General features: G+C 70.1%; 7 protein-coding genes. 3 read left to right on the top strand and 4 right to left on the bottom strand.

The window, feature by feature from the left end; all coding sequences use genetic code 11:
* Window positions 1–11: 11 nt before the first annotated feature.
* On the bottom strand, window positions 12–16,211 hold the full coding sequence (locus tag ACIO52_RS19050) for an amino acid adenylation domain-containing protein (protein WP_402645424.1): 16,200 nt from the start codon (window positions 16,209–16,211) through the stop codon (window positions 12–14).
* Window positions 16,212–16,479: 268 nt separating this feature from the next.
* Here ACIO52_RS19050 and ACIO52_RS19055 point away from each other — a divergent pair, with 268 nt between their 5' ends.
* Window positions 16,480–17,718 (top strand): helix-turn-helix domain-containing protein, encoded by a 1,239-nt coding sequence (locus tag ACIO52_RS19055; protein ID WP_342799870.1) that lies wholly within the window; start codon window positions 16,480–16,482, stop codon window positions 17,716–17,718.
* Between the two features lie 170 nt (window positions 17,719–17,888).
* Window positions 17,889–18,242: a hypothetical protein gene (locus ACIO52_RS19060; protein ID WP_218720186.1), complete on the top strand. Its 354-nt coding sequence runs from the start codon at window positions 17,889–17,891 to the stop codon at window positions 18,240–18,242.
* A gap of 424 nt (window positions 18,243–18,666) precedes the next feature.
* Here ACIO52_RS19060 and ACIO52_RS19065 read toward each other — a convergent pair whose 3' ends face one another.
* Both ACIO52_RS19065 and ACIO52_RS19070 read right to left on the bottom strand, forming a co-directional pair.
* On the bottom strand, window positions 18,667–20,460 hold the full coding sequence (locus ACIO52_RS19065) for a long-chain fatty acid--CoA ligase (RefSeq protein WP_218720187.1): 1,794 nt from the start codon (window positions 20,458–20,460) through the stop codon (window positions 18,667–18,669).
* Window positions 20,461–20,500: 40 nt separating this feature from the next.
* Window positions 20,501–21,808 carry an ABC transporter permease gene (locus tag ACIO52_RS19070; protein WP_402645429.1) on the bottom strand — a complete coding sequence of 436 codons (1,308 nt, stop codon included), beginning with the start codon at window positions 21,806–21,808 and terminating at the stop codon, window positions 20,501–20,503.
* Between the two features lie 78 nt (window positions 21,809–21,886).
* Here ACIO52_RS19070 and ACIO52_RS19075 point away from each other — a divergent pair, with 78 nt between their 5' ends.
* The gene (locus ACIO52_RS19075; protein ID WP_316574815.1) at window positions 21,887–22,477 is read left to right on the top strand and encodes a WHG domain-containing protein; all 591 of its coding nucleotides are present in this window, start codon (window positions 21,887–21,889) and stop codon (window positions 22,475–22,477) included.
* Between the two features lie 9 nt (window positions 22,478–22,486).
* Here the strand turns inward: ACIO52_RS19075 and ACIO52_RS19080 are convergent, their stop codons facing one another.
* Complete coding sequence (locus ACIO52_RS19080; RefSeq protein ID WP_218720189.1) at window positions 22,487–23,269, bottom strand: carbonic anhydrase; 783 nt, start codon at window positions 23,267–23,269, stop codon at window positions 22,487–22,489.
* Between the last annotated feature and the right edge of the window lie 251 nt (window positions 23,270–23,520).

The raw sequence follows: 23,520 nt of genomic DNA on the forward strand, positions 1-23,520 counted from the left end.
GTTCGTGATCGTCACAGCCACTCCCGCAACACCTTGGCGATCGACTCGAGCGCGCGGCTCTCGGTCATCCGCCAGTGCGTCGCGTCCACGAGATGGTTGCGCACCGGGCGGCTGGCGGCCTCGGTCCAGGACGCGGCGCCGGTGGAGCCGGTCGGATCGTCCTGGGCGGCGGTGAAATAGGTGATGGCGCCGTCGAATCGGCGTGGCCGGTAGGCCGCGTCGAGTGCCGCCGAAGCGATCGCCGCGTCGACGACGCGCTCGGTCCGGGCGGAGTCCAGCGATGCCAGCGGTGCGGCCAGCCGGCCGAGGACCTCGGCCAGACCCTGCGCGTCGGCCACCTCGTCGAAGGTGCCGTCGGCAGCGAGGTCACCGGCGAACCCGCCGAGCAGATCGGCCGCCGTGACCGGGCTCGCCGTAGCCTGCGACGCGGCGCTGAGCGTGCTGTCCAGCATGCCCAACAGCGCGACCTCCTCACCGTCTTCCTGCAGTTGCACCGCCATGGCGTGCGCGAGCACTCCGCCCAGTGACCAGCCGAGCAGGTGGTAGGGCCCTTCGGCTTGGATCTGGCGAATCTGCTTGAGATAGAGCAGCGCCCATTCCTCGATCGAGTCCGGCAGCGGCTCGGCCGAGCTCAGCGCCGGCGACTGCAGACCGTAGATCGGCCGGTCGGGGTGCAGGTGCGCGGCGAGCCCACCGAACGACCAGGCGACACCGCTGATCGGGTGCACGCAGAACAGCGGCTCGCGGGTGCCGACGGTCCGCAACGGCAACAAGACATCGAACGCCGCGTCGGCGCCGGTGCTGTCGGCTCCGTCGGCACGCAGCGCGGCGAGGATCCCCGCGGGCGTCGGGGTGGTGAACAGCCACGTCACCGGGATGGTCGCGGCCACCGCGGCACCGAGTTGGGTCGCCAGACGGGTAGCACTGAGGGAGGTGCCACCCAGTTCGAAGAAGTGGTCGTCCATGCCGACCCGGTCCAACCGCAGGACATCGGCGAAGATCTCGCACACCGTCTGCTCGATCGCGGTGCCGGGGGCACGGTAGGCGCGGGTCGCGACTTCGGGTGCGGGCAGCGCGGCGCGGTCGAGTTTGCCGACCGAGGTGAGCGGCACCTCGTCGATGACCATGATCGTGGCGGGCACCATGTGCGAGGGCAGCGACCGCGACGCCCACTCGCGCAGATCCTCGATGACGACCATCCGATCCGGCGCGGCGACCACATACGACACCAGCACCGTCGCGCCGGTCTGGTTCTCCCGGCCCATCGTGACCGCGTAGCCGACATCGGCGTGCGCGGCGAGCACCGCGTCGATCTCCTCCAGCTCGATGCGGAAGCCGCGGATCTTCAGCTGGAAATCGGTGCGCCCGCGATACTCCAAGGCCCCGTCGGCATTCCACGCCGCCAGGTCACCGGTGCGATACAACCGGGTGCCGGCGTGGAAGGGATTCGCCACGAAGCGTTCGGCGGTCAGGTCGGGCCTGCCGAGGTAGCCGCCTGCCAGCTGTGCGCCGGCCAGATACAGCTCACCCGGCACACCGACCGGCACCGGCCGCAGACGGGCATCGAGCACGTAGACCTGACTGTTCCACACCGGCTTGCCGATCGGGACCGTCGCGGTGTCCGCGGCGCGGACCTGGTGGCTGGTGATCGAGACCGCCGCCTCGGTCGGTCCGTACACGTTGAACAGCGCGGCCTGCGGTGCCGCGGATTCGACTCGACGGGCCAACGCCACGGGCAGCGCCTCGCCGATCGCCAGGACCCGGCGCAGCGAGGCGGGCAGCCCATCGGCGGGCAGCGCGTCGAGCATCGATGGCACCGCGTGCAAGGTGGTGACAGCCTCGCGGCGCATCAGCTCGGCGAGGTAGGCCGGATCGCGGTGACCGTCGGGTGCGGCGATGACCAGGCGACCGCCCGAGACCGCCGTCGACCAGAACTCCCACACCGACAGGTCGAAGGTCGCCGCCGTCTTCAACAGCACGACGTCCTCGGCGGTGAGGCCGAATCTCTCGGCCTTCCACCGCAACTGGTTGACCACGGCCGCGTGCGAGACCACCACACCCTTCGGACGCCCCGTCGAGCCCGACGTGAAGATCACATAGGCGGTATTGGCCGCCCGCAGCGGAGCGCGCCGGTCGCGATCGGTGAGCGGGGCGGCACTCAGCGCCGACAGCTCGAGCTGGTCGACCCGCACGACCCGGGTCCCGGCTGCCGCGAACCCGGTGTCGGTGTCGGTGAGCACCAGCATCGGCAACGCCGTGTCCAGGATGTACTCGGTACGCGCGAGCGGCTGATCGGGATCGATCGGCACATAGGCGCCACCCGCGGTGGCGACCGCGTACATCGCGATCACCAGCTCGACCGAGCGCCGCATGGCCAGCGCCACCCGGGTCTCCGGGCCGACCCCCGCGGCGACGAGATACCGGGCCAGCCGGTTCACCCGGGCGTCGAGCTCGGCGAAGGTCCACCGTCGGTCCTCGGCCACGAGCGCCACCGCATGCGGGTCCGCGGCCACGGTCTCGTCCAGCAGCGACACCAGGGTCGCGGCCGGATCGGTCTGACGCGCGGTGCGATTCCACCGTTCGACAATGCGGGTCCGCTCCGCCGGAGCGAGCAGATCGATCGTGTGCAGCGGCGCGCCGGGCGCGGCGACCACCGCGGCGATGATCCGGGTGAAGCGCTCCAGGAATCCGCGCACTGTCACGGCGTCGAACAGATCGGTGGCGAAAGTGCAGTAACCGCCGATCCCGGCGGCCGCGCCGTCGCCGGTGTAGCGATCGGCCAGAATGAAATGCAGGTCGAACTGCGAGAGCTCGCGGTCGGTCTCCACCGAGGACACGCTGATGCCGGGCAGGTCCATCCGTACCTCGGCGAGGTTCTGGAACGACAGACCCACCTGGAACAGCGGATGCCGAGCCGTGGAGCGGACCGGATTGAGCACTTCCACGAGCCGCTCGAACGGGACGTCGCTGTGCGCGAACGCCTGCAGGTCGATCTCGCGCTGGCGGGCGAGCAGTTCGGCGAAACTCTCGTCGCCGTCGACCTCGGTGCGGAACACCAACGTGTTGACGAACATGCCGATCAGATCGTCCAGCTCGGCCTCGCCGCGTCCGGCGACCGGGGTGCCGATGGCGATGTCGGTGGTGCCCGACAGTCCCGCGAGCAGGACGGCCAGCGCGGTGTGCACGGCCATGAACAGCGTCGCGCCTTGCGTGCGGGCCAATTCGGTGAGCGCGGCGTGGGTGGCGGCGTCCACGGTGAACGGCACCCGGCCACCGGCATAGGACTGCACCGCCGGGCGGGGACGGTCGCGGGGCAGGTCGAGCTGGTCGGGCAAATCGGCCAGCGCCCGGCGCCAATAGGCGATCTGTTCGGCGCCCACCGAGGTCGGATCGGTGTCCTCGCCCAACAGCGTCTGCTGCCACACCGCGTAGTCGGCGTACTGCACGGCCAGCGGAGTCCACGTCGGGGCACGCCCGTCGACGCGGGCGCCGTAGGCGGTCACCAGGTCGCGGGTGAGCGGGCCACCGGAGAAGCCGTCACCGGCGATGTGGTGGATCGCCATGGCCAGCACGAAGTCCTCGGGTCCGGCCTCGAACAGCGTCGCCCGCAGCGGCACCTCCGCGGTGACGTCGAAGACCGTCGACACCAGTTGCAGCACAGCGGGTTCCACCTCGGCGGTGGAGCGCACAGCCAACCGGGGCAGATCCCGATGGCCGACGGGCAGGACAACCTGCACCGGCGCGTGATCCACGACCGGATACACGGTGCGCAGGATCTCGTGCCGGGCCACCACATCACCGAACGCCGCCCGCAAGGCCGCGACATCGAGCGCACCGCGCAAGCGCAACACCACCGGAATCGTGTAAGCGGAGGTCCGGGTATCGAAACGGTTGAGGAACCACATGCGCTGCTGGGCGGGCGAGAGCGGGAGCCGCTCGGGCCGAGCCTGGGCGCGCAGCGCGGGACGGCGGCCCGCCCGGGTCAGCCGGGAAACCTCCGCGGCGCACTCGGCGACCGTCGGTGCCGCGAACAGCACCCGCACCGCGACCCGGACCGCCACGGCCGCGCTCAACCGGGCGGACAGCCGGGTCGCCAGCAGCGAGTTGCCGCCACGCTCGAAGAAGTTGTCGTCGGCGCCGACCTGTTCGATGCCCAGCACCTCCGCGAACACCCCGGCGACGGTACGTTCGAGGCCGTTCGCCGGCCGCCGGTAGGGGCGGGCCGTGAAGACGGGCGCGGGCAACGACTGCCGGTCGAGTTTGCCGGCGGAGGTCAACGGGATCTCGTCCAGCACCATCACGGCCGCCGGAACCATGTGCGCGGGCAGCATCGACGACGACCACCGCGCCACCGCACCGGGATCGATGTCACGGCCGGTCACATACGACACCACCGTCGTCTCGCCCGCCGGATTCTGCGCGCCGACGGTGACCGCGAAGGTGACCTGCGGATGCCGGGCCAGCACGGCGTCGATCTCGCCCAGCTCGATCCGGAAGCCCCGGATCTTGACCTGGAAATCGGTGCGGCCCAGGTACTCCAGCTCGTCGGCGGCCTCCGCGCCACGCACCCAGCGCACGAGATCGCCGGTGCGGTACATGCGTTCGCCCGGCGCACCCCACGGGCAGGCGACGAACCGGTCGGCGGTCACGGCACCACGCCGGTGATAGCCGCGGGCCAAGGCCGGACCGGCCAGATACAGCTCACCGGTGACACCGACGGGCACCGGATGCAACCGCTGGTCGAGCACCATCGCGCGCAACCCCGGCACCGGACGGCCGATCGTGACCCGGTCACCGGCGCGCAACCGCGCGTAGGTCGCGCCGATCGTGGCCTCGGTCGGTCCGTAGCCGTTGAGGAAGCGGCGCCCGCGCTGCCAGGCGGTCAGCAGCTCGGCGGTGGTCGCCTCACCGCCCGCCGAGACACAGCTCAGCTCGGGCAGCCCGGCCGGGTCGAGGGTGCCCAGCAGGGCGGGGGTGATGATCGTGTGGGTCACGCGTTCCCGGCGCAGCAGCTCGTCGAGTTCGACACCGCCGACGGTGCCCGGGGGCGCGATCACCAGGGTGGCGCCGCGATGGAAAGCGGTGCCGATCTCCTCGATCGACTGGTCGAAGCTGGGCGAGCAGACGTGCAGCATCCGGTGGTCGTGCCGCAGGCCCATAATGGTGGCCGAGTGCGCGATCAGCGCGCCGAGGCCCGCGTGGGTGACGGTGACACCCTTGGGCCGCCCGGTGGAGCCGGAGGTGTAGATCACGTAGGCGGCGTGGTCGCGCCGCAGCGGAGCCGTCCGGTCCCGGTCCCGCACCGCGGTGGCGGGGTGGGTGGCGATGCGGGCGCGCACGGCGGGATCGTCGAGCACCAGCCAGCGCGCCGACTCGCCGAGTGCCGCGGCGTGACCGGCGACGGTGACGCCCCTCGTGGCGCCGGAATCGTCGAGCATGTGCCGGACCCGGTCCGCGGGGTAGTTCGGGTCGACCGGCAGATACACGCCACCGGCCTTCGCGATCGCCCAGAACGCCAGGATCGACTGGTAACCGCGCGGGATCGCCGAGGCGACAACGGTTTCCGGTCCGACGCCGTCGGCGATCAACAGCCGGGCCAGACGTGAGGAGTCGGCGTCCAGGTCACCGTAGGTGTGGCCGCGGCCGTTGTCGCGCACCGCGATCCGGTGCTGGCCGTAGTCGGTGCCGCGCACCAGCAGGTGCGGCAGGGTCGCGGCGGTCGAGGGTGTGCCGCCGTCGCCGATCCGGGTCAGGAAGGCGTCCTCGTCGCGATCCGACAGGGGCAGGTCGCCGACCGGTGTGCCCGGTCGCTGGGCGAGCGCGGTCAGGATCCGCACCAGGCGCCGGCCGAACGCGAGCGCTTCGTCGTCGTCGAACACTGTTCGTGCGAAAGACATTTCGATGATCGAACCCGCGTCGTGCTCGACCACGGCCAGGGCCAGTTCACCGGCGCCGGGACCGTCGAACCCCAGCGACACCTGGTCCAGGTGATCGGCACCGACCAAGGCGGCCAGGTCCGCCGACGGAACTCCCGCGTGCGCGAGCGCCTGGGCCTCACTGCGCTGGGCCCGGGCCAGCAGCGCGAGGAAGGGCTGGCCAAGGTCGACCCGGGTGCGGACCACCATGGTCTGCTCGGGCGCGGCGAGGACGATGTCGTCGGTCCCGGTCAGCCGAGCCAGCAGCACGGCGACAGCGCTGCGGATCAGCGCCGACCAGCCGACTCCGGCCGCATCGGCGAGCGCACGCAGTTCCTGCTGCACCGCGGCCGGAATCGGCAGCCGGGTCTGTCCCCGCCCGCCCCCGCTCTCGCGAGTCGCCGTGGGCAGCGTGAGCCGACCGGGCGGATCGGCCAGCGTCTCCCGCCAGAAGCGGGCACGCGCGATCGGATCGCCGGGTGCGGTCGCGAGCCGCTGCGCGATCGCGCCCGCCGTGGTGTCCGGGCCGGCGGTGATCACGGCGGTCAGGGCGGTGCGCAGCCGGTCGGTCACCGCCTGCGCGGTGGCCTCGGCGACGAGATCACGCCGGTACTTGATCTGCACCTGGGTGCGCGCCCCCAGGAACACCAGGATGGTGAGCGGATAGTGCGTGTAGTCGGCCCCGCGCAGACCATCGATTCGCAGGTTGTCGAGCGCACCGCCCGCCTGCTGGAGCCCTTCGGCGTCGACCGGGTAGGACTCGAAGGCCAGCATCGTGTCGAACAATTCACCGCGCCCGGCCACCCGCTGGATCGCACCGAGACCGAGATGATGGTGATCGAGCACCGAGGCCTGCTCGGCCTGCACCGCACGCACGAGATCGGTGACGGTGCCGGTCGGGTCGAGCCGGACCCGCACCGGCACCGCGTCGACGAACAAACCGATCATGTCGCCGACACCGTCCAGTTGCGGCGGACGGCCGGAGACCGTGGCGCCGAAGACGATGTCGTCGCGCCCGCTGGTCCCCGCGACGACCAGACCCCACGCCGCCTGGAAGACGGTGTTCGCGGTGACCTCGGTGCGGGCGGCGAACGCTGCCAGCTCGGCGGTGCGGTCGGCATCGATGTCGAACTCGCACAGGCCGAATCCGGTGCCGGTGGCCGGCGGCCACGTCAGCTCCGGTGCCAGCATGCTCGGCTCCACCCCGGCCAGCACCGTCGACCACGCGTGCTCGGCGACCCCGCGATCCTGCCGGCTCAGCCAGCGCAGATAGTCACGGTAGGGGCGCACCGGCGGCAGGGGCGCCGCGTCACCGTGCGTGGCGTACAGGACCAGCAGTTCCTTCATCAACAGCGGCATCGACCAGCCGTCGAGCAGGATGTGATGACCCGTCAGCACGAGATGGCTGCGTCCGGAACCGCTGGTGTAGACGGTGAATCGCAGCAGCGGCGCGACCGCCGGATCGAAACCGGCCTCCTGATCGGCGGCCAGCAGCGCGGACAGGTCGGCGTCGTCGACATCGCCGACGACCCGCAACGGCGCCTCGATCGCGTCGGCCACCACCTGCACCGGCGTGCCGTCCGCGGCGGTGACGAACGCCGAGCGCAGGTTCGCGTGCCGGTCCAGCACGGTGGCGGCCGCCCGGCGCAGCCGCTCGGTGTCGAGATCGCCGGAAAGTTCGGCGACGAGCTGGATGACATAGGCGTGCACCGAGTCGTCCAGGAGTTCACCCAGTGCCAGCAGCGACTGCTGCAGCGGGGACAGCGGCAACACCTCCGTCAGCCCGGGGTGGGTGCGGCGCCACAGGTCCAGATCCGCCTGCGACACCCGCACCAACGCGACATCGGACGGAGTCAGACCGCCCGCGTCCGGATGCCGGGTGTGCTCGGCGAGCGCGGCCAGCTGCCCGCGCCACTCGTCGGCCAGCTCCAGCACCTCGTCGGCATCGAGGATGCCGGTGGCGTAACGGAAATCGGCGCGCAGCTGGAGACCGGCGTCGGTGGGCACGGTGATCACGTTGATGTCCACGACGGTGTGCGCCGGCAGCGCGGGGTCGTAGTCGACATCGATGTCGCCGAGGTCGGCGGCGGGCAGCCAGGCCGCGTCCGCGGCGGGGTCGTTTCCGGTCGTCGCACGGCCCAGATAGTTGAAGCCGACCTGGCCAAGGCCGCCGGTGAGCTGATGCGCCGGGTCCAGGCGCAGCACCCCGAACCCGATGCCGTTGTCCGGCACCGCCAGTAGCTGTTCCTTCACTGACCGCACCGCCGTCGCGAGCGCGGCGTCGTCGACGCGCCCCGGAACCGCGGACAGGTCGAGCACGACCGGGTGGACGCTGGTGAACCAGCCGACGGTCCGGGTCAGATCCGCGCCGGGGACGACGTCTTCAGCACGCCCGTGTCCCTCCAGCCTGATCCGCAGGGTGTCGGCGTCCACGCCACGACGCGCCCGCCATGCGCGCACAGCCAGCGCGAGCGCCGCGAGCAGAGCGTGGTCGGCGCCGGCCCGGTACTGCGCGGGCAGCGTGGTGAGCAGCGGCTCGGTGACCACGGCCGGAACCTGCACCGTGATCGACCGCATCGTCGCCTCGGTGTCGACCGCACTGTCGATGGCCCGCGTCCCCAGCAGCGGATCCGGGGTGGACAGCAGCTGCCGCCAGTAGTCGAGCTCGCCGGTGCGGTCGGCAGCGACCAGCCCGTGGGCCCACCGGCGGAACGAGGTACCGACCGGCGGCAGAACGATCTCCTGCCCGGCGTCGTACTGCGCCCACGCGACGACCAGATCGGGCAGCAGGATCCGCCACGACACACCGTCGATCGCGTAGTGGTGAGCCGCCACCACGAGCAGGTCCCTGGCCTCGCTCCGGCGCACCCAGGTGAACGCGATCATCCGGCCGTATCCCGGGTCGAGCGCCGACAGCGCCGAATCCATGGCGGCACTACCGATCCGGGTCAGCTCCTCGCCGTCGGCAGCCGCCGCGTCGACCTCGCAGATCAGCGCGTCCGCCGACACCGACTCGGGAGCCAAAACCTCGAACCGCCACCGCAGGCCATCGTGACGCAACCGCGAACGCAGCATGTCGTGACGGCGCAGCACCGCGGACACAGTCGCGACCAGACCGGCGCGATCGATACCGTCCGGCAGCGCCAGAACCATCGTCTGCGCGAAGCGATCACTCGAGCCGGTGGCCAGGAACTCGGCCAGCACCGGCGTCAGCGCGACCTCGCCGACCCCGCCACCGGGCAGTTCGGCCAGAGTCACGGCAGGACTGTCGACAGCGGCGACCGCGGCCAGCTTCGCCACGGTGCGGTGTTCGAACACCTGCCTGGTCGTGAACACGATGCCCGCCGCGCGGGCCAGCGAGACCAGCTGGATCGATAGAATGCTGTCGCCACCGACGGCGAAGAACGAATCGTCGACCCCCACCGACTCGACCCCGAGCACCCGGGCGAACAACCCAGCCAGCACGGTCTCCCTCGGCGTCGACGGCGCCCGGACGACCGCCGACGCGGCCACCGGCTCCGGGAGCGCGGCACGATCGAGTTTGCCGTTGGAGGTCAGCGGCAGCGCGTCGAGCACGACGATCGCCGAGGGCACCAGATACGACGGCAAGCGTTGCGCGGCGTACTCGGAGAGCGCCGCCGGATCGGCGATCCGGCCCTGCGCGGCAACGACATAGCTGACCAGGACAGTCGACCCCGATGCCGCCGACCGGCCCACGGTCACCGCCACCTCGACCTCGGCGCGACCGGTGAGCACCGCGTCGACCTCGCCCGGCTCGATCCGGAACCCGCGCACCTTCAGCTGGGTGTCCGCACGACCCACATAGTGCAGTTGCGCATCGCGCACGCGCACGAGGTCACCGGTGCGATACATCCGCGCACCCGGGGCACCCCAAGGATCGGGGACGAACCGGGTCGAGGTCGTACCCGGCTGATTACGGTAGCCGCGCGCCACCCCGCGACCGGCCAGATAGAGCTCGCCGGTGACCCCCGCCGGCACCGGATGCAACCGCGCGTCCAGGACCATCGCGTACGTGCCGGGCACCGGCGCACCGATCGTGACCGGGCGGCCCGCGGTGAGTTCGGCGTAGGCCGAGATGATCGAGGTCTCGGTGGGACCGTACCCGTTGAGATAGCGGCGACCCGGCTGCCATCTCGCCAGCAGCTCCGGTGTCGTCACATCACCGCCGACCGACAACAGCTCCAGCGCGTCCAGACCCCCGGGATCGAGAGTGCCGAGCACAGCGGGAGTGATGATGGCGTGGGTGACGGCTTCGGCGGCCAGCAGATCGCTCAGCTCGACACCGCCGAGGATCTCCGACGGCGCGACGACCAGCGTCGCCCCCGTCGTGAAGGCACACAGCCACTCCAGGACCGACGGATCGAACCACGGCGCGCAGATGTGCAGGAACCGGTGGTCCCCGGTGAGGCCGTAGCGGCGGACCGCCTCCTCGACCAGCAGACTCAGGCCCGCATGGGTCACGGTGACGCCCTTGGGGACGCCGGTCGACCCGGAGGTGTAGATGACATACGCGGGATGCTCCGCCCGCACCGGCGCACGCCGATCCACATCCGTGACCGGCGTCGCGGCAGCCGACCCCGCCACCTCGTCGAGAGTCAGCCAATCCACACCCACCGGCACCCGATCGAGATACTCCGGCGCGGTGAGACCCAGGGCGGCCCCCGCATCGGCGACCACGTGAGCGAGACGCGGCGCGGGCTGGTCCGGGTCCAGCGGCACGAACAGCCCGCCCGCCTTCGCGACCGACAAGGCGGCGACGACCATCTCCACCGACCGTGGGAAGGCCACCGCGACAGCCACTTCGGGTCCCACGCCCCGCGCGATCAGGGCACGCGCCACCCGGGAAATCCGCGCGTCCAGTTCGCCATAGGTGACCGAGCGACCCCGGTACCGGATCGCCACTCGATCGGGACCGAGCGCGACACCACGGGAGACGAGATCCGGCAACAGCACCGGGGGAGCGTCGAGCTCGGCCGGACGCTCCGTGAGCTGCTCAGCCGCGTCGAGAAGGGGCAGGTCACCGATCGCGGACTGCGGATGTTCGACGATCGCGGTCAGCAACCGGACGAGTCGTTCGGCGAACACCGAGACGGTCTCCCGGTCGAACAGGGCACTGGTGAAACCGAATTCGGCGCGGACCGGCTCCGCCGATTCGGTGGGGACGGTCAGCGCCAGGTCGAACCCGGTGACGTCCGCTCGCGGGCCCGTCAGCAGCGCGATCCGCGCAGCCGAACGTTCGGCGACACCCAGGGCCGCCGACTCCGCCGCCGACAATTCCGGGAACACGCAGGCCTGCCGCGCCAGCGCGGCCGCATCGGACAGCAGCGCGTCGACGGTCCGGCCGCCAGGCACCGATAGTCGCAGCAGCACCGCCGGATCCCGCGGGGCGAACACGTCCATCGCGATGTCCGCACTGACGGACAGCCGCGCCAGCAACACCGCGTACGCGACATGGACAACCGTGCGCACCGAAGTCCGCCGCGCCTGCGCGACTTCCCGCATGCGCCCGAACAAGTCAGCCGGGATCTCGAACCGCACGTGATCGTCGATAGCCACCGGCCCGGCGGACCGGAGACGATCCGCCGGAAGGTTCAGCTCCGCGGGCAGATCGGCGAGTACCGCACGCCAATAGGCGAATCGGGCCACCGGATCATCGTGCCGGGAGAGCTCCGCGAGCACCGCACCCACCGGGCGATCCGGCGTATCGCGGAGCGCGTCGAGAACCACACGCAGCCGGTGCGTCAGCGCTTCGGCGATATCGGCGCCGACCACCTCGAGCCGGTACTGCAGGCCGACCCGGATACCGTCGCCCACCTCGACCCCGACCGCCACCGGATAGTGCGTCGCATTGGCCGCCTCGACATCGACGATCTCGAGACCGTCGAGGGAACCATGCGCGCGCCGCATCCCCTCGGTATCCACCGGATACGACTCGTAGGCCATCAGCGTGTCGAACAACTCGCCCGCGCCGGCGGCCCGCTGGATGTCGGCCAGCCCCAGGTAATGCCCGTCGAGCAGCGCGACCTGCTCGGACTGCACCCGCGACAACACCGCGCGCAGCGACGCGGCAGCGTCGAGCCGCACCCGCACCGGAATGGTGTTCGCGAAAAGACCCACCATGGCGTCGACCCCGTCCAGCTGCGGCGGCCGCCCCGACACCACCGCACCGAACACGACATCGGCCCGGCCGACGACACCGGCCAGCACCACCCCCCATGCCGCCTGGAACAGGGTGTTCAGGGTGACCTCGTGCGCCGCGGCGGCCGCCGACAAGGCCTCCGCCTCGGTCGCCGACAAGTCGAGCGCGCACATCCCGTAACCTGCCACCGCATCCGCGGGCGGTGCGACAGCCGCCGTGAGCAGGGTCGGCTCGTGCCCGGACAGCGCCGCGCGCCAATCGTCCAGCGCCGCCGACTGATCCCGGCCGGCCAACCACGCGAGATAGTCCCGATAACCCCGCACCCGCGGCAACATCGACGGGCCGCCGTCGGTGCCGTAGGAAACCAGCAGTTCGCGCATCAGCAACGGCATCGACCAGCCGTCCACCAGCAGATGATGCGCGGTCAGCACCAGATGCAGATCACCGGAACCGCGACGGTACACCGTGAACCGCAGCAGCGGCGCCGTCGACAGATCGAAACCGACCCGCGCCTCGGCCGCCAGGAACTCCCGCGGATCGCTGCTCGCGGTGTCGACGATCCGCCACGGCACCGCCACACCCTCGGCCACGAAACCGACCGGCGTACCCGACGCCGCCGACCCGAACGAGGTACGCAGAATGGCGTGCCGATCGAGCACCACCTGCGCGGCCCGCCGCAGTCGCTCGAGATCCACCGCACCCGCCAACTCGACGGCCAACTGGACCAGATACGGATCCGCGTCGGGGGAGACCTGCGCCAGATACAGCAAGCCGAGCTGCAACGGCGCCAACGGCACCACATCGCTGAGCCCGGGCAGCTCGCGATGCCAGGCATCCAATTCGTCCTGGGAAACCCGCACCAGCGCCACATCGGCGGGGGAGAGACCACCGGCCGCCGGGTCACGAAGATGATCGGCGAGCAGCGCCAACGCGTCGGTCCAGCACTCGGCGAGCGCACGCACCGACGCCTCGTCGATGACCCCCGAGGCATAGGAGAACGACGCCCGCAGCACCACACCATCCGCCGAACCGGCCGCCAGCGCGTTGACATCGACCACCGCGGCCGCCGGCAACGCCGGATCCTGGTCGGCGACAGGCTCACCCCACGCATCGGTGGGCAGCCAACCGTGATCGGCCAGCGAATCCGGCACGTCGCCGGCGGACACCCGACCCAGATAGTTGAATCCCACCTGGCCCAACGCACCCGTGAGCAGCGGACCCGACTCGAGGTCCAGATGCCGGAGCATGCCGAAACCGATGCCCTTGTGCGGCACCGCGAGCAGCTGCTCCTTGACCGCCTTCACCAGCGACGCCGTCGCCGCACCACCCCGCCACGCGGCCTCGGTGTCGATCCCGCCCAGCTCGAGCGCCACGGGATACATGCTGGTGAACCAGCCGACCGTCCGGGTCAGATCGGCGCCCGCGAGGGCCGATTCCGTACGACCGTGGCCCTCCAGACGGATCCGCGTCGCCGAGGCATCCACGCCACGGCGAGCCCGCCACGTCCGCACCGCCAGCGCCAGCGCGGCGAGCAGACCGTCCTCGGCGCCCGCACGATACCTCGTCGGCAGGTCGGTCAGCACCGCCCGAGTGACGTCGGCGGGCACCGTGACAGTGAAAGTCCGCACGGTCGACGCGGTATCGACCGAGCGGTCGAGCGCACGCGTACCCAGCAACGGGTCCGGCACCGCCAGCACCCGCCGCCAATGATCGAGTTCGTCCCGGCGGCCGGCCGCCGCCTCGGTCAGGCCGTGCGCCCACCGGCGAAACGACGTCCCGACCGGGGGCAAGCTCACCCGCTGCCCGGCCGCGTACTGTCCCCAGGCGGTCACCAAGTCCGACAACAGGATGCGCCAGGACACCCCGTCGATCACCGCGTGGTTGGCCGCCACGATCAGACCGTCCGGACCGTCCTCACGGCACAACCACACGAACGCGACCATCCGCGATGCCGCTGGGTCCAGCGACGCCAGCGCGGAATCCAGCGCCGCACTCGCGATCTCGGCGCGTTCCCGCTCGGTCCGGCCCGCCGCGACATCGACCCGGGTGAGCAGTTGGTGCGCCGCCACCGAGCCCGGCGGCAGCGCGTTCAGCTCCCAGCGACCGTCCACCTGCCGCACGCAGGCACGCAGCATGTCGTGGTGATTCAGTATCGCGGACAGGGTGTCCACCAACCCGATCCGATCGATACCGGCGGGCAGCGCCAACACCATCTGCTGGCTGAAACGGCCGAACACCCGGCCGCCCGACAGCGAGGCCGCCAGCACCGGCGTCAGCGGCATCGTCCCCACACCACCACCGGGAAGTTCGGCCAACGTCGGCACCGACTGCCCACCGACCACCGCGACCCGGGCCAGCCCCGCCACGGTCCGCTGCTCGAACACCTGCTGCGGAGTGAACGAGATGCCCGCCGACCGCGCCCGCGAGACCAACTGGATGGACAGAATGCTGTCTCCACCCGAGGCGAAGAACGAATCCTCCGCACCGATCTCGCGCACCCCCAGAACCTGGGTGAACAGCTCGGCGATCGCGACCTCCACCGGACCCTCCGGCGCGCGCGAACCGGCCGCGCCGAAGACCGGCGCGGGCAGCGCCCGGCGGTCCAATTTGCCGTTGGGCGTCAGCGGGATCTCGTCCAGCACGATGAGCACCGACGGGACCATGTGCCCCGGCAACGACGTACCGACGAAACGCCTCACCTGCTCGGTGTCGACCGGAACACCTCGGCGGGGAAGGACATAGGAGACCAGCACCGTCGCCCCCGAGTCGGCCTTCACCCCCATCGTCACCGCGTACTCGAGGTCCGGATGAGCCGTCAGCGCGGCGTCGATCTCTCCGAGCTCGACGCGGAAACCCCGGATCTTCACCTGGAAGTCCGAGCGGCCGAGATACTCGAAGTCACCCTCGGCCGTACGGCGGACCAGATCACCGGTCCGGTACATCCGCGCACCCGCGGCCCCCGCGAACGGCGCGGCGACGAACCGCTCCGAGGTGAGCCCGGGCCTGCCCAGATAACTCTGAGCAAGCGCGGGACCCGACAGATACAGCTCACCGGCCACACCCGCCGGAACCGGCCGCAACCGCGCGTCCAACACCACCGCCCCGACACCAGGAAACGCCGAACCGATCGTGATCGGCGCGCCCGGCCGCAGACCGGCGCTGCCCGTGGCGAGAATCGTGGCCTCGGTCGGGCCGTACCCGTTGAAGAACGCACGCTCGCCGACCGCCCAACGATCGACCAGCGCCGGGCCGAACGCGTCACCGGCCACCACGACCACCCGCAGCTCGTCGAGCCCCTCGACGTCGACCGACTCGAGCGCGGCAGGCGTGATCAACAGATGGGTCACCCGCTCCCGGCGCACCAGCGCCGCCAGCTCGGGGCCACCGAACACCGTCGGCGGCGACACCACCAATGTCGCACCCGCGTGGAAGGCCACCAGCAGCTCGAGGACCGAGACGTCGAAGTTCGGCGAGCACACGTGCAGCACCCGGTCGCCCGCGTGCACCCCATACCGGTCCCGCGCGGCCGTGACCAGCGCGCCCAGACCGGTGTGCGTGACCACGACGCCCTTGGGCCGCCCGGTCGACCCCGAGGTGTAGATGACATAGGCCGGATGCTCATCGGTGAGCGGACGCACCCGATCGAGATAGGAGATCGGATGCGACGGCCACGCCGCGATCCGGTCCCGGTGCCGGGGCGCGTCGACCTCGATCCACGCGAGCGCCTCGCCCAGGGCGCTCCGGTACGCCGCCGCGGTGAGCCCGAGCACCGCACCCGAGTCCGCCACCAGGTACGCGATCCGTTCCGCCGGCAGGCCGGGATCGACCGGAACATAGGCCGCGCCGGTCTTGGCGACCGCCCACACGGCCAGCACCGACTCGATCGAACGCGTGAATCCGAGCGCGACCACATCACCGGGCCCGATCCCGCGATCCAGCAGCTCCCTGGCCAGCCGCGACGACGACTCGTCGAGCTGGGTGTAGGTGAGTTCGATCCGGTCGCCGTCGGCGGGGGAGAAGGACAGGGCGATCGCCTCGCCCGCCGTGTCGACCGCCGCCGTCAGCAGCTGCGCGAAGAGGGGAGTGCTCGCCTTGCGATTGCCTCGACCTCGCGCCGCGCGACGAACCTCACCCATCCTTGTACAACATCCTTCATCCGTCCGGCCCACAGCTCTGCGATGACCCACGAACCCTGTCGGATTCTGGGCCTACCGGGCGGCGGACCAGTGTCGAACAAGCAAGAAGGAGTCGATATCGGGGCGTTCGGCGACCATGACACCACACGTCACGCTGTCACGACCACACAAACGGCCCGGACAACCACGTCCAGCACCTTGCCCAGCCAGAATTTGTGCGCATGGCACAATATCGGCGGCGGTTTTTGTACAACGGACGGAGCGGGCGGTGGCGGCGTACGGATCCCTCGTCTGGGTCGGTCAGGCGCTGGGCCCACTCACCGACGCGATCACCGAGGATCTGATTCGCGTCACCGAGCAGATGATCCCGGTGACCGACATCGCCTTCGATCTGGCGGACCTGCGCGCCGCCAGCATCGCGGAGAACATCGCCGTCGTGCAGTACGTCTTGGCCAACAACATCGACCCGGCCACCGTCAGCCCGCCGGCGGGCGCCGCCGCCTACGCCCAGCGGCTGGCCCGGCGCGGCGTGCCGCTGACGGTCCTGCTGCGTGCGTACGGCCTGGGCCAGTATCGCCTCCTCGACGCGGCCATCGGCCTGATCCTCGCCGTTCCCGGCCCCGACCAGGCCGCCAGAATCGCCGAGTTGCTCCGCTTCGCCGGCACCTACCTGGACCGCCTCAACTCCTCCATGGGCCGCATCTACGAAGCCGAACGCGACCGCTGGCTCAGCAGCCGCCAAGCCGCCCGGCAGCAGTGGATCGCCCGCCTCCTCGACAGCGACGACGTCGACGTCCCGGCTGCCGAAGAAGCACTCGACTACCGTCTCGACCGCCGCCACCTCGCCGCGGAGGCCTGGACTCCACCGGACACCCCGGGCGCGGACGCGGCACGCGCGCTCGACCAGACCCGCCAACTCCTGTCCACGGCGATGGGCGCCAGGGGAGCCGAACTGGCGGCGGCCACCGGGGAACGCGCGCTGCGCATCTGGTTCCCGGTCACCGAGGACCACCGCACAGCGCCCGACGACATCGGCGACCGGATCGCGGCGTCCGGCCTGCCCGTCAAGGTCGCTCTCGGCACCGTCGGCGCGGGACTACCGGGATTCCGGACCTCCGCCCGCAGCGCGGCCCGCGCCAAGAACCTCGCCGTCACCGCCGGGCCGGACGCGCCGCCGGTGGTGGACTTCGACACCGTCGCCCCGTTCGCGCTCCTGTCCGACGAACCCGACGAGCTCGCCGGACTGGTCCGTCGCGTTCTCGGCCCCCTCGCCGCCGACGGCACCAAGATGGCCATGCTCCGCCACACCCTGGACGTCTTCCTCGCCGAGGGCGGCAGCTACTCGAGCACCGCCCGCCTCCTCGACGTCCACCGCAACACCGTGCAGTACCGCATCCAGCAGATCACCGGCCGCTACGGAATCACGTTGGACGCGGACAACTTCCGTCTACGGTTCGCCCTCGGTGTGTGCCGCTGGTATCGTCACGTGCTTTTTCGGACAATCTGACTCCCGGTGGTTTGTGCCCGACGCACAGTCCCGAAGAGCGAGACAGGTGCGGCGACGTCGTGAACTCCCGAACCCGGGGGAGTGCCGGCTCGGTATCGACGCCGTGTTCGCGCACCTTCGACTGGAGTCGGCGGGGGTAGAGTTGGTTACCCGGGTGACAGGAGTTGACGATGTCCACACATGCCACACCATCAATGATCCGGACCGCTGTGATCGCGGTGGCCGTGGGCGCCGCGTCACTCGTCGCCACGGCCGGTCCAGCGTCGGCCGACGTCGAACCCGGCAACTACACGTCGACGACATTGTCGGCGGGCATCGTGCTCCTGCAACGTGACGCACGCGTCGAAGGCGGGGAGCTGGTCTTGATCGGGCGTTACCCGATTCAGCCGACACCCGACGGTGGTTACGTCGACATCTTTCCCGGCCACCGCGTCGTACTGATCAGTGACGGACGCGGCGGGTACACGGGTCCGGCGTATTTCGGTGGAGTGGAGATCGGCAGCATCACCCTGACGCCCCGATAAGGGTGACCGGGGAGAAGATCCCGATACCGCCGTCGGGTCTAGTTGACATAATGTGCATTATCGGCGTTTGAACGGCGCCGGTCGGGTGGGTGTTTTGCATTATTGATGCACTACGTGCCGTGTTGCGTTGCGTGCCGATTCGTCGGCGTTCCACCATAGCGGCGACTGACACCGCGCCGTCGTATCGCGCGCAACAACTCGCGATGTCCATGTCGGCGTTTTACGATGTGACGCGGAATTCGGCGTTTTCCACCTGGTGGCCCATTCATGACCACTCGCGATGAATGCCTGCATCTGCAGCATGCGGCCCCATATGTGGCGAAATGAAGAATTCGTGGGCCTCGGGTGAACAGGTTCGCACTCCCCCTCCACTTCCCCAGTGCCCTTATTTCGTCACAGTGACGAAATAAGGGCACTGGGGAACTCAGGAATACATCGCATCGACGTCGGCGGCGTACTTCTTCATGACCTCCGCACGCCTCAGGGACATCTTCGGAGTCAGCTCACCGGTCGCTTCGGTCCATTCGCACGGCAGAATGCGAACCTTCTTGATGCCCTCGGCGTGCGACACGTGAGTATTGGTGGCGGCGACCGCCGCATCGATCTCGGAGACGAGGTCGGGATCGTCGATGAGCGTTTCTACCGAAGTGTCGGCGGGAAGATTGTGGCGGAGTCGCCAATCCGGAAGAACGTCCGGGTCGAGGGTGATCAGGGCGCCGACAAAAGGTCGGCCGTCACCGACGACCATCGCTTGACCGATCAACGAATGTGAACGAAGAGAATCTTCCAGCAGGCCCGGCGAGACGTTCTTACCGCCGGCCGTGACGATGATTTCCTTCTTGCGGCCGGTGATGGTCAGGTAGCCGTCACGGTCGATGGCACCCAGGTCACCCGTGCGGAACCAGCCGTCGGTGAATGCCTCGGCGGTCGCGTCGGGGTTGCCCCAGTACTCGCGGAACACCACCGGGCCACGCAGCAGGAGCTCACCGTCGTCGGCGATCTTGATTCCGTGGCCGTCGGTCGGGCGGCCCACGGTGCCGACCCGGGTGTTTCGTGGGGTGTTCACGGTGATCGCGGCAGTGGTCTCGGTGAGCCCGTAGCCCTCGTAGATGGGAATGCCCACACCGCGGAAGAAGTGGCCGAGGCGGGCGCCGAGCGGTCCGCCACCGGACACCGCCGCACCGCAGCGGCCGCCGAGCGCGCCACGCAGCTGCCGGTACACCAGCTTGTCGAACAGGGCGTGCTCGAGCTTGCGCAGGAGTCCCGGTCCGCCACTGTCCAGCGATTCGCTCCAGGCGATGGCGGTCTCGGTGGCGCGGTCGAAGATCCGGCCCCTGCCGCCGGCGTGTGCCTTCTGCTGGGCACCGTTGAAGACCTTCTCGAATACGCGCGGCACCGCCAGGATGAAGTCCGGCCGGAAACTGCCGAATTGGTCGACGAGCGTGGACCAATCGGAGCTGAACGCCACGATCACTTTGGCGTCGAGGGCGGCCAGGGTGACCGCGCGGGCGAACACGTGCGCGAGCGGCAGGAACATCAGCGACCGGTTGCCTTCGGTGACGAACTCCGCCAAGGCGATCCGGTCGGACTTCGACTCCGCGTAGAGGTTCGCGTGGGACAGCAGCACGCCCTTGGGGCGTCCTGTGGTGCCCGAGGTGTAGATCAGGGTGGCCGGGGAGCTGGCGTAGACCTGGGCGCGACGGGTGTGGACCGCCTCGTCGTCGAGGTCGGCGCCGCGCGCTGTCAGCTCCGCGACGGCGCCCTGGTCGATCTGCAGGATTTCGGTCAGCTCGGGAAGAGCGGCGCGGTCGATCTGGTCGATGACCCGGCGGTGCTTGTCGCTGTCGACTACCAGCAGCTGGGTCGCGGAGTCCTGCAGGATCCACTTGGCCTGCTCGGCGGCGGAGCTGTCGTAGATGGCGACGGTGCAGCCGCCCGCGGCCCAGATGGCGTGGTCGAGGACCACCCACTCGTAGCGGGTGGGTGCCATGATGGCGACTCGGTCGCCGAGTCCGACGCCGGAGGCGATGAGGCCCTTGGCGACATCGGTGACGGTGCGGGCGAATGCCGCGGCGGTGACGTCGGTGAGTCCGCCGTCGCCGGTGTCGACGTTGAACAGCACCGTGTCCGGCGAGTGCTCGGCGTGCCGGAACACGCTGTCGGAGTTGTTCGCGTGTTCTGGAACGGTGTAGGAAGCCGGGGCTTCGAACTCGCGCATCGGGTGCCTTCCGCGTGGGGGTATCGATTCGAGGTGTGCGCTACTGCGCGGTGGCCGGTTCCTGGCGCTGGTCGAGGCCGAGGCGATGCAGGCCGCGCAGGTCGTAGGTGTGGGTGGCGACGGCGCCGAGGATCAGTCCGATCGCGAGGCCGACGAGGGTCATCCACAGGCCCTGGCTCATGCCTGCTTCGAGGTGGCCGTCGAAGAACAGGATGGCGCGCACGGCGAGGTAGATCTGATGCATGGGTTCGAAGGCGGCCAGGGCGGCGATCCAGCGCGGGGTGGCCTCGAGCGGGATGGTGCCCGAGGACGACGGGATGCCCAGGACGACGAAGACGATGAGGTTGATCATCAGGCCGGCGGTGCCGAAGGCGGCCATGACCGACAGTCCGGTGACGGCGATGGCGGTGATGGCCAGGGTGCCGTAGAGGAACAGCATCAGCGGTCGTTCGATGGTCATGTCGAGCAGGGCGCCGACGCCGAGGAACACGCCGGAGGCCAGGGGTGCGCTGATGGCGGCGATCCCCCATTTGATGAGCAGGGTGCGCCAGCGGCTGATCTGGGCCCGGGCGGTTCGCTTGTGCCAGGGGCCGTATTCGGCGGGGACGAAGCCGAGGGAGCCGTCGACGAGGGAGTTGATCATCATCGCGCCGCTGAAACCGACGATCAGCAGGACGAGGGTGTAGAAGAACGCCGCGAGTCCTTGGCCGGTGCCTTCGGGCAGGGGGTGGTACGGGGTGACGACGACGTCGATGGGCTGGGTGAGCTGCAGCTGGGCGGCGCCGCTGAGCGGTGCGGTGCCGATGGCGCCGCGGACCTGGTCGGTGAGCTGGGTGCCGACGGTGGTGTTGACCTGGGTCATGGCCTGGTCGGCGATCGTTTCCATGATCTGGGCGGCGAGGGTGCCCGCGCGGGGGTTGGTCAGGACCGAGATGATCGGCTGTTCGACGGTGCCGGGAACGATCGATGCCGTGCCGAGGATGGCGACGCGTTTGGTGAAGTCGCCGGGGATGACGATGGCGCCATATACCTCGCCGTTGCGCAGCTGTCGTTGTGCTTCGTTGAGGCCGACGGCGCGCAGGTCGATCTTGTCGGCGGGGATGTTCTCCCCCAGTGCCGTGCTGATCTGGGCGCCGAGGTTGGTGGGCTGGCCGGCGAGGGTGTCGCCGACGTCCTGGTTGACGACGGCGATCGGGAAGTCGTGCAGGTGCTTCTGGGGGTCGGCGGTGTAGCCGAGGTACATGGTGCCCAGGAGCGCGGCCAGCACGGTGACCAGCGTGATCGGTGCCAACCACTCGCGGATCGGCATGCTGCTCGGTGGGCGCGTCGGCGCGGTGTTGTCAGTCATGGCACCCGTCAATGTAGTCAGCGACTACAAAGTAGTCAATGCAAACATTCGGCGCGTGTCGGATATCCTGCTACCACCATGTCCTTGCATTCGCGCTACCACCACGGAGACCTCCGGGCCGCACTGCTGCAGCACGCCGAGGCGGCGCTGCGCACGGTCGGCGCGGACGGCTTGTCGCTGCGTCAGCTCGCCCGCGACACCGGTGTAAGCCACGCGGCCCCGAGCCGGCATTTCCGCGACAAGCAGGCACTGCTCGACGCACTGGCCGTCAGCGGCCTGGAACGGCTCGGCGACTGCTTCGAACAGGCCGTGACCGCCGGGCCGATCACCACGCGGCTCCAGACCTTCGCCCGGGCCTATCTGCGGTTCGCGCTGGACAATCCGGAGTTGCTGCCGCTGATGTTCGCGCGCAGGCACAGCTCCACCGACACCGAGATCCAGGCGGCCGCGGAGCGTGCCTTCGCCATCCCGATCGCGCTCATCGCCGAAGGTCAGGCCGCCGGGGAGATCGTGCCCGGTGACCCGAAACGTCTCGGTGTCACCGCGCTCGCGGCCGTGCAGGGCCTGGCGACCTTCGTCGGGTCGGGCTATACCGCCGACTACGACTCCGAGCAGCTCCTCGACGATCTGGTCCGGCACATGACCCTGGGGCTACTCCCCCGGTCGTGACGAGACCTTCTATTCGGTGCCCGCGAGGATGACAGGGCGGCCGTTGCGCGGCTGCGTGGGCCGGTTGCTGTGCGGGAACAGGGCGCGATACCGGTCGACGTCGGCCACCGCGACAGGACTCGGCGTGCGCAGCACGATCCACGCCACGCCCTCGGTGCACGGCGGCGTGGTGAGTGAGCCTTCGTAGCGGAACTGGGCGAGCTCCGCGGGCAGGAACGTGCGGGGGTCGACGTTGCTGAGCGTGCGGGTGGCGCCGACGCGATCGGGTGCGACGGTGAGGACCCGACTCACCGCCGCCGGTGCCTGCTGGGCGCGCAACATGATCGCGAGCACGGCCAGCCGCCCGGCCCGGTCGGTGTGCACGAGGTGCAGTTCCATGGCGGTCTCGGCGCCGACGACGGTGTGTTCGCTGGGCAGATGGAAGTGGTACTGGGTCAGCGAGAACGGGGTGCCGTCGACGATGATGCGGTTGCCCGAGTCGGCGGGCACGGCGGTCTGGATGGTGTGGCCGGTGTTGGTGATGGTGGCCGTGGGGGTGGGCCCGTAGACGATCTCGATGTGGTCGGCGGGGTGCGTCTCGGCGGCGTCGGGGAGATCGATCGGTGACTGGGCGTGGCCGTTGCGGCAGGTGGCGAAGTGCTTGTCGAGGTCGGCCCAGTGGTCGGGACCTTCGGCGTCGTAGTCCCAGTGTGGCGCGGTGGCGGTGGTGTCGGCGGCGCCGCACCCGGCGGTCGCGAGCAATGCCAGGGCGGCGAACGCCTTGCGGCGGTTCAGGACGACTCGATGTGTCACCGGCGCGACTCCTTGCCACGATTCGGCCGCCGGTCCGGTGCCGGGAAGTCGGCGCGTCCGCAGCGGCGCAACGATCAGAGCGCACGCGGAGATCGGCGCATCATCGAAGGCCGTCGGAATGTCCGATTGGTACCGAATATCCCTCTGGTGCAGGTGATTTCGCGCGTGCAACGGACTCTCAGGCTAGGCCGGTGGGTATGGTGCGGACCAGAGCGCGCGGCGGCGAGATACGTCACATCGGACGGGGTGCC

It is taken from the genome of Nocardia sp. NPDC087230 (assembly GCF_044744725.1).
GTDB lineage: Bacteria > Actinomycetota > Actinomycetes > Mycobacteriales > Mycobacteriaceae > Nocardia > Nocardia canadensis.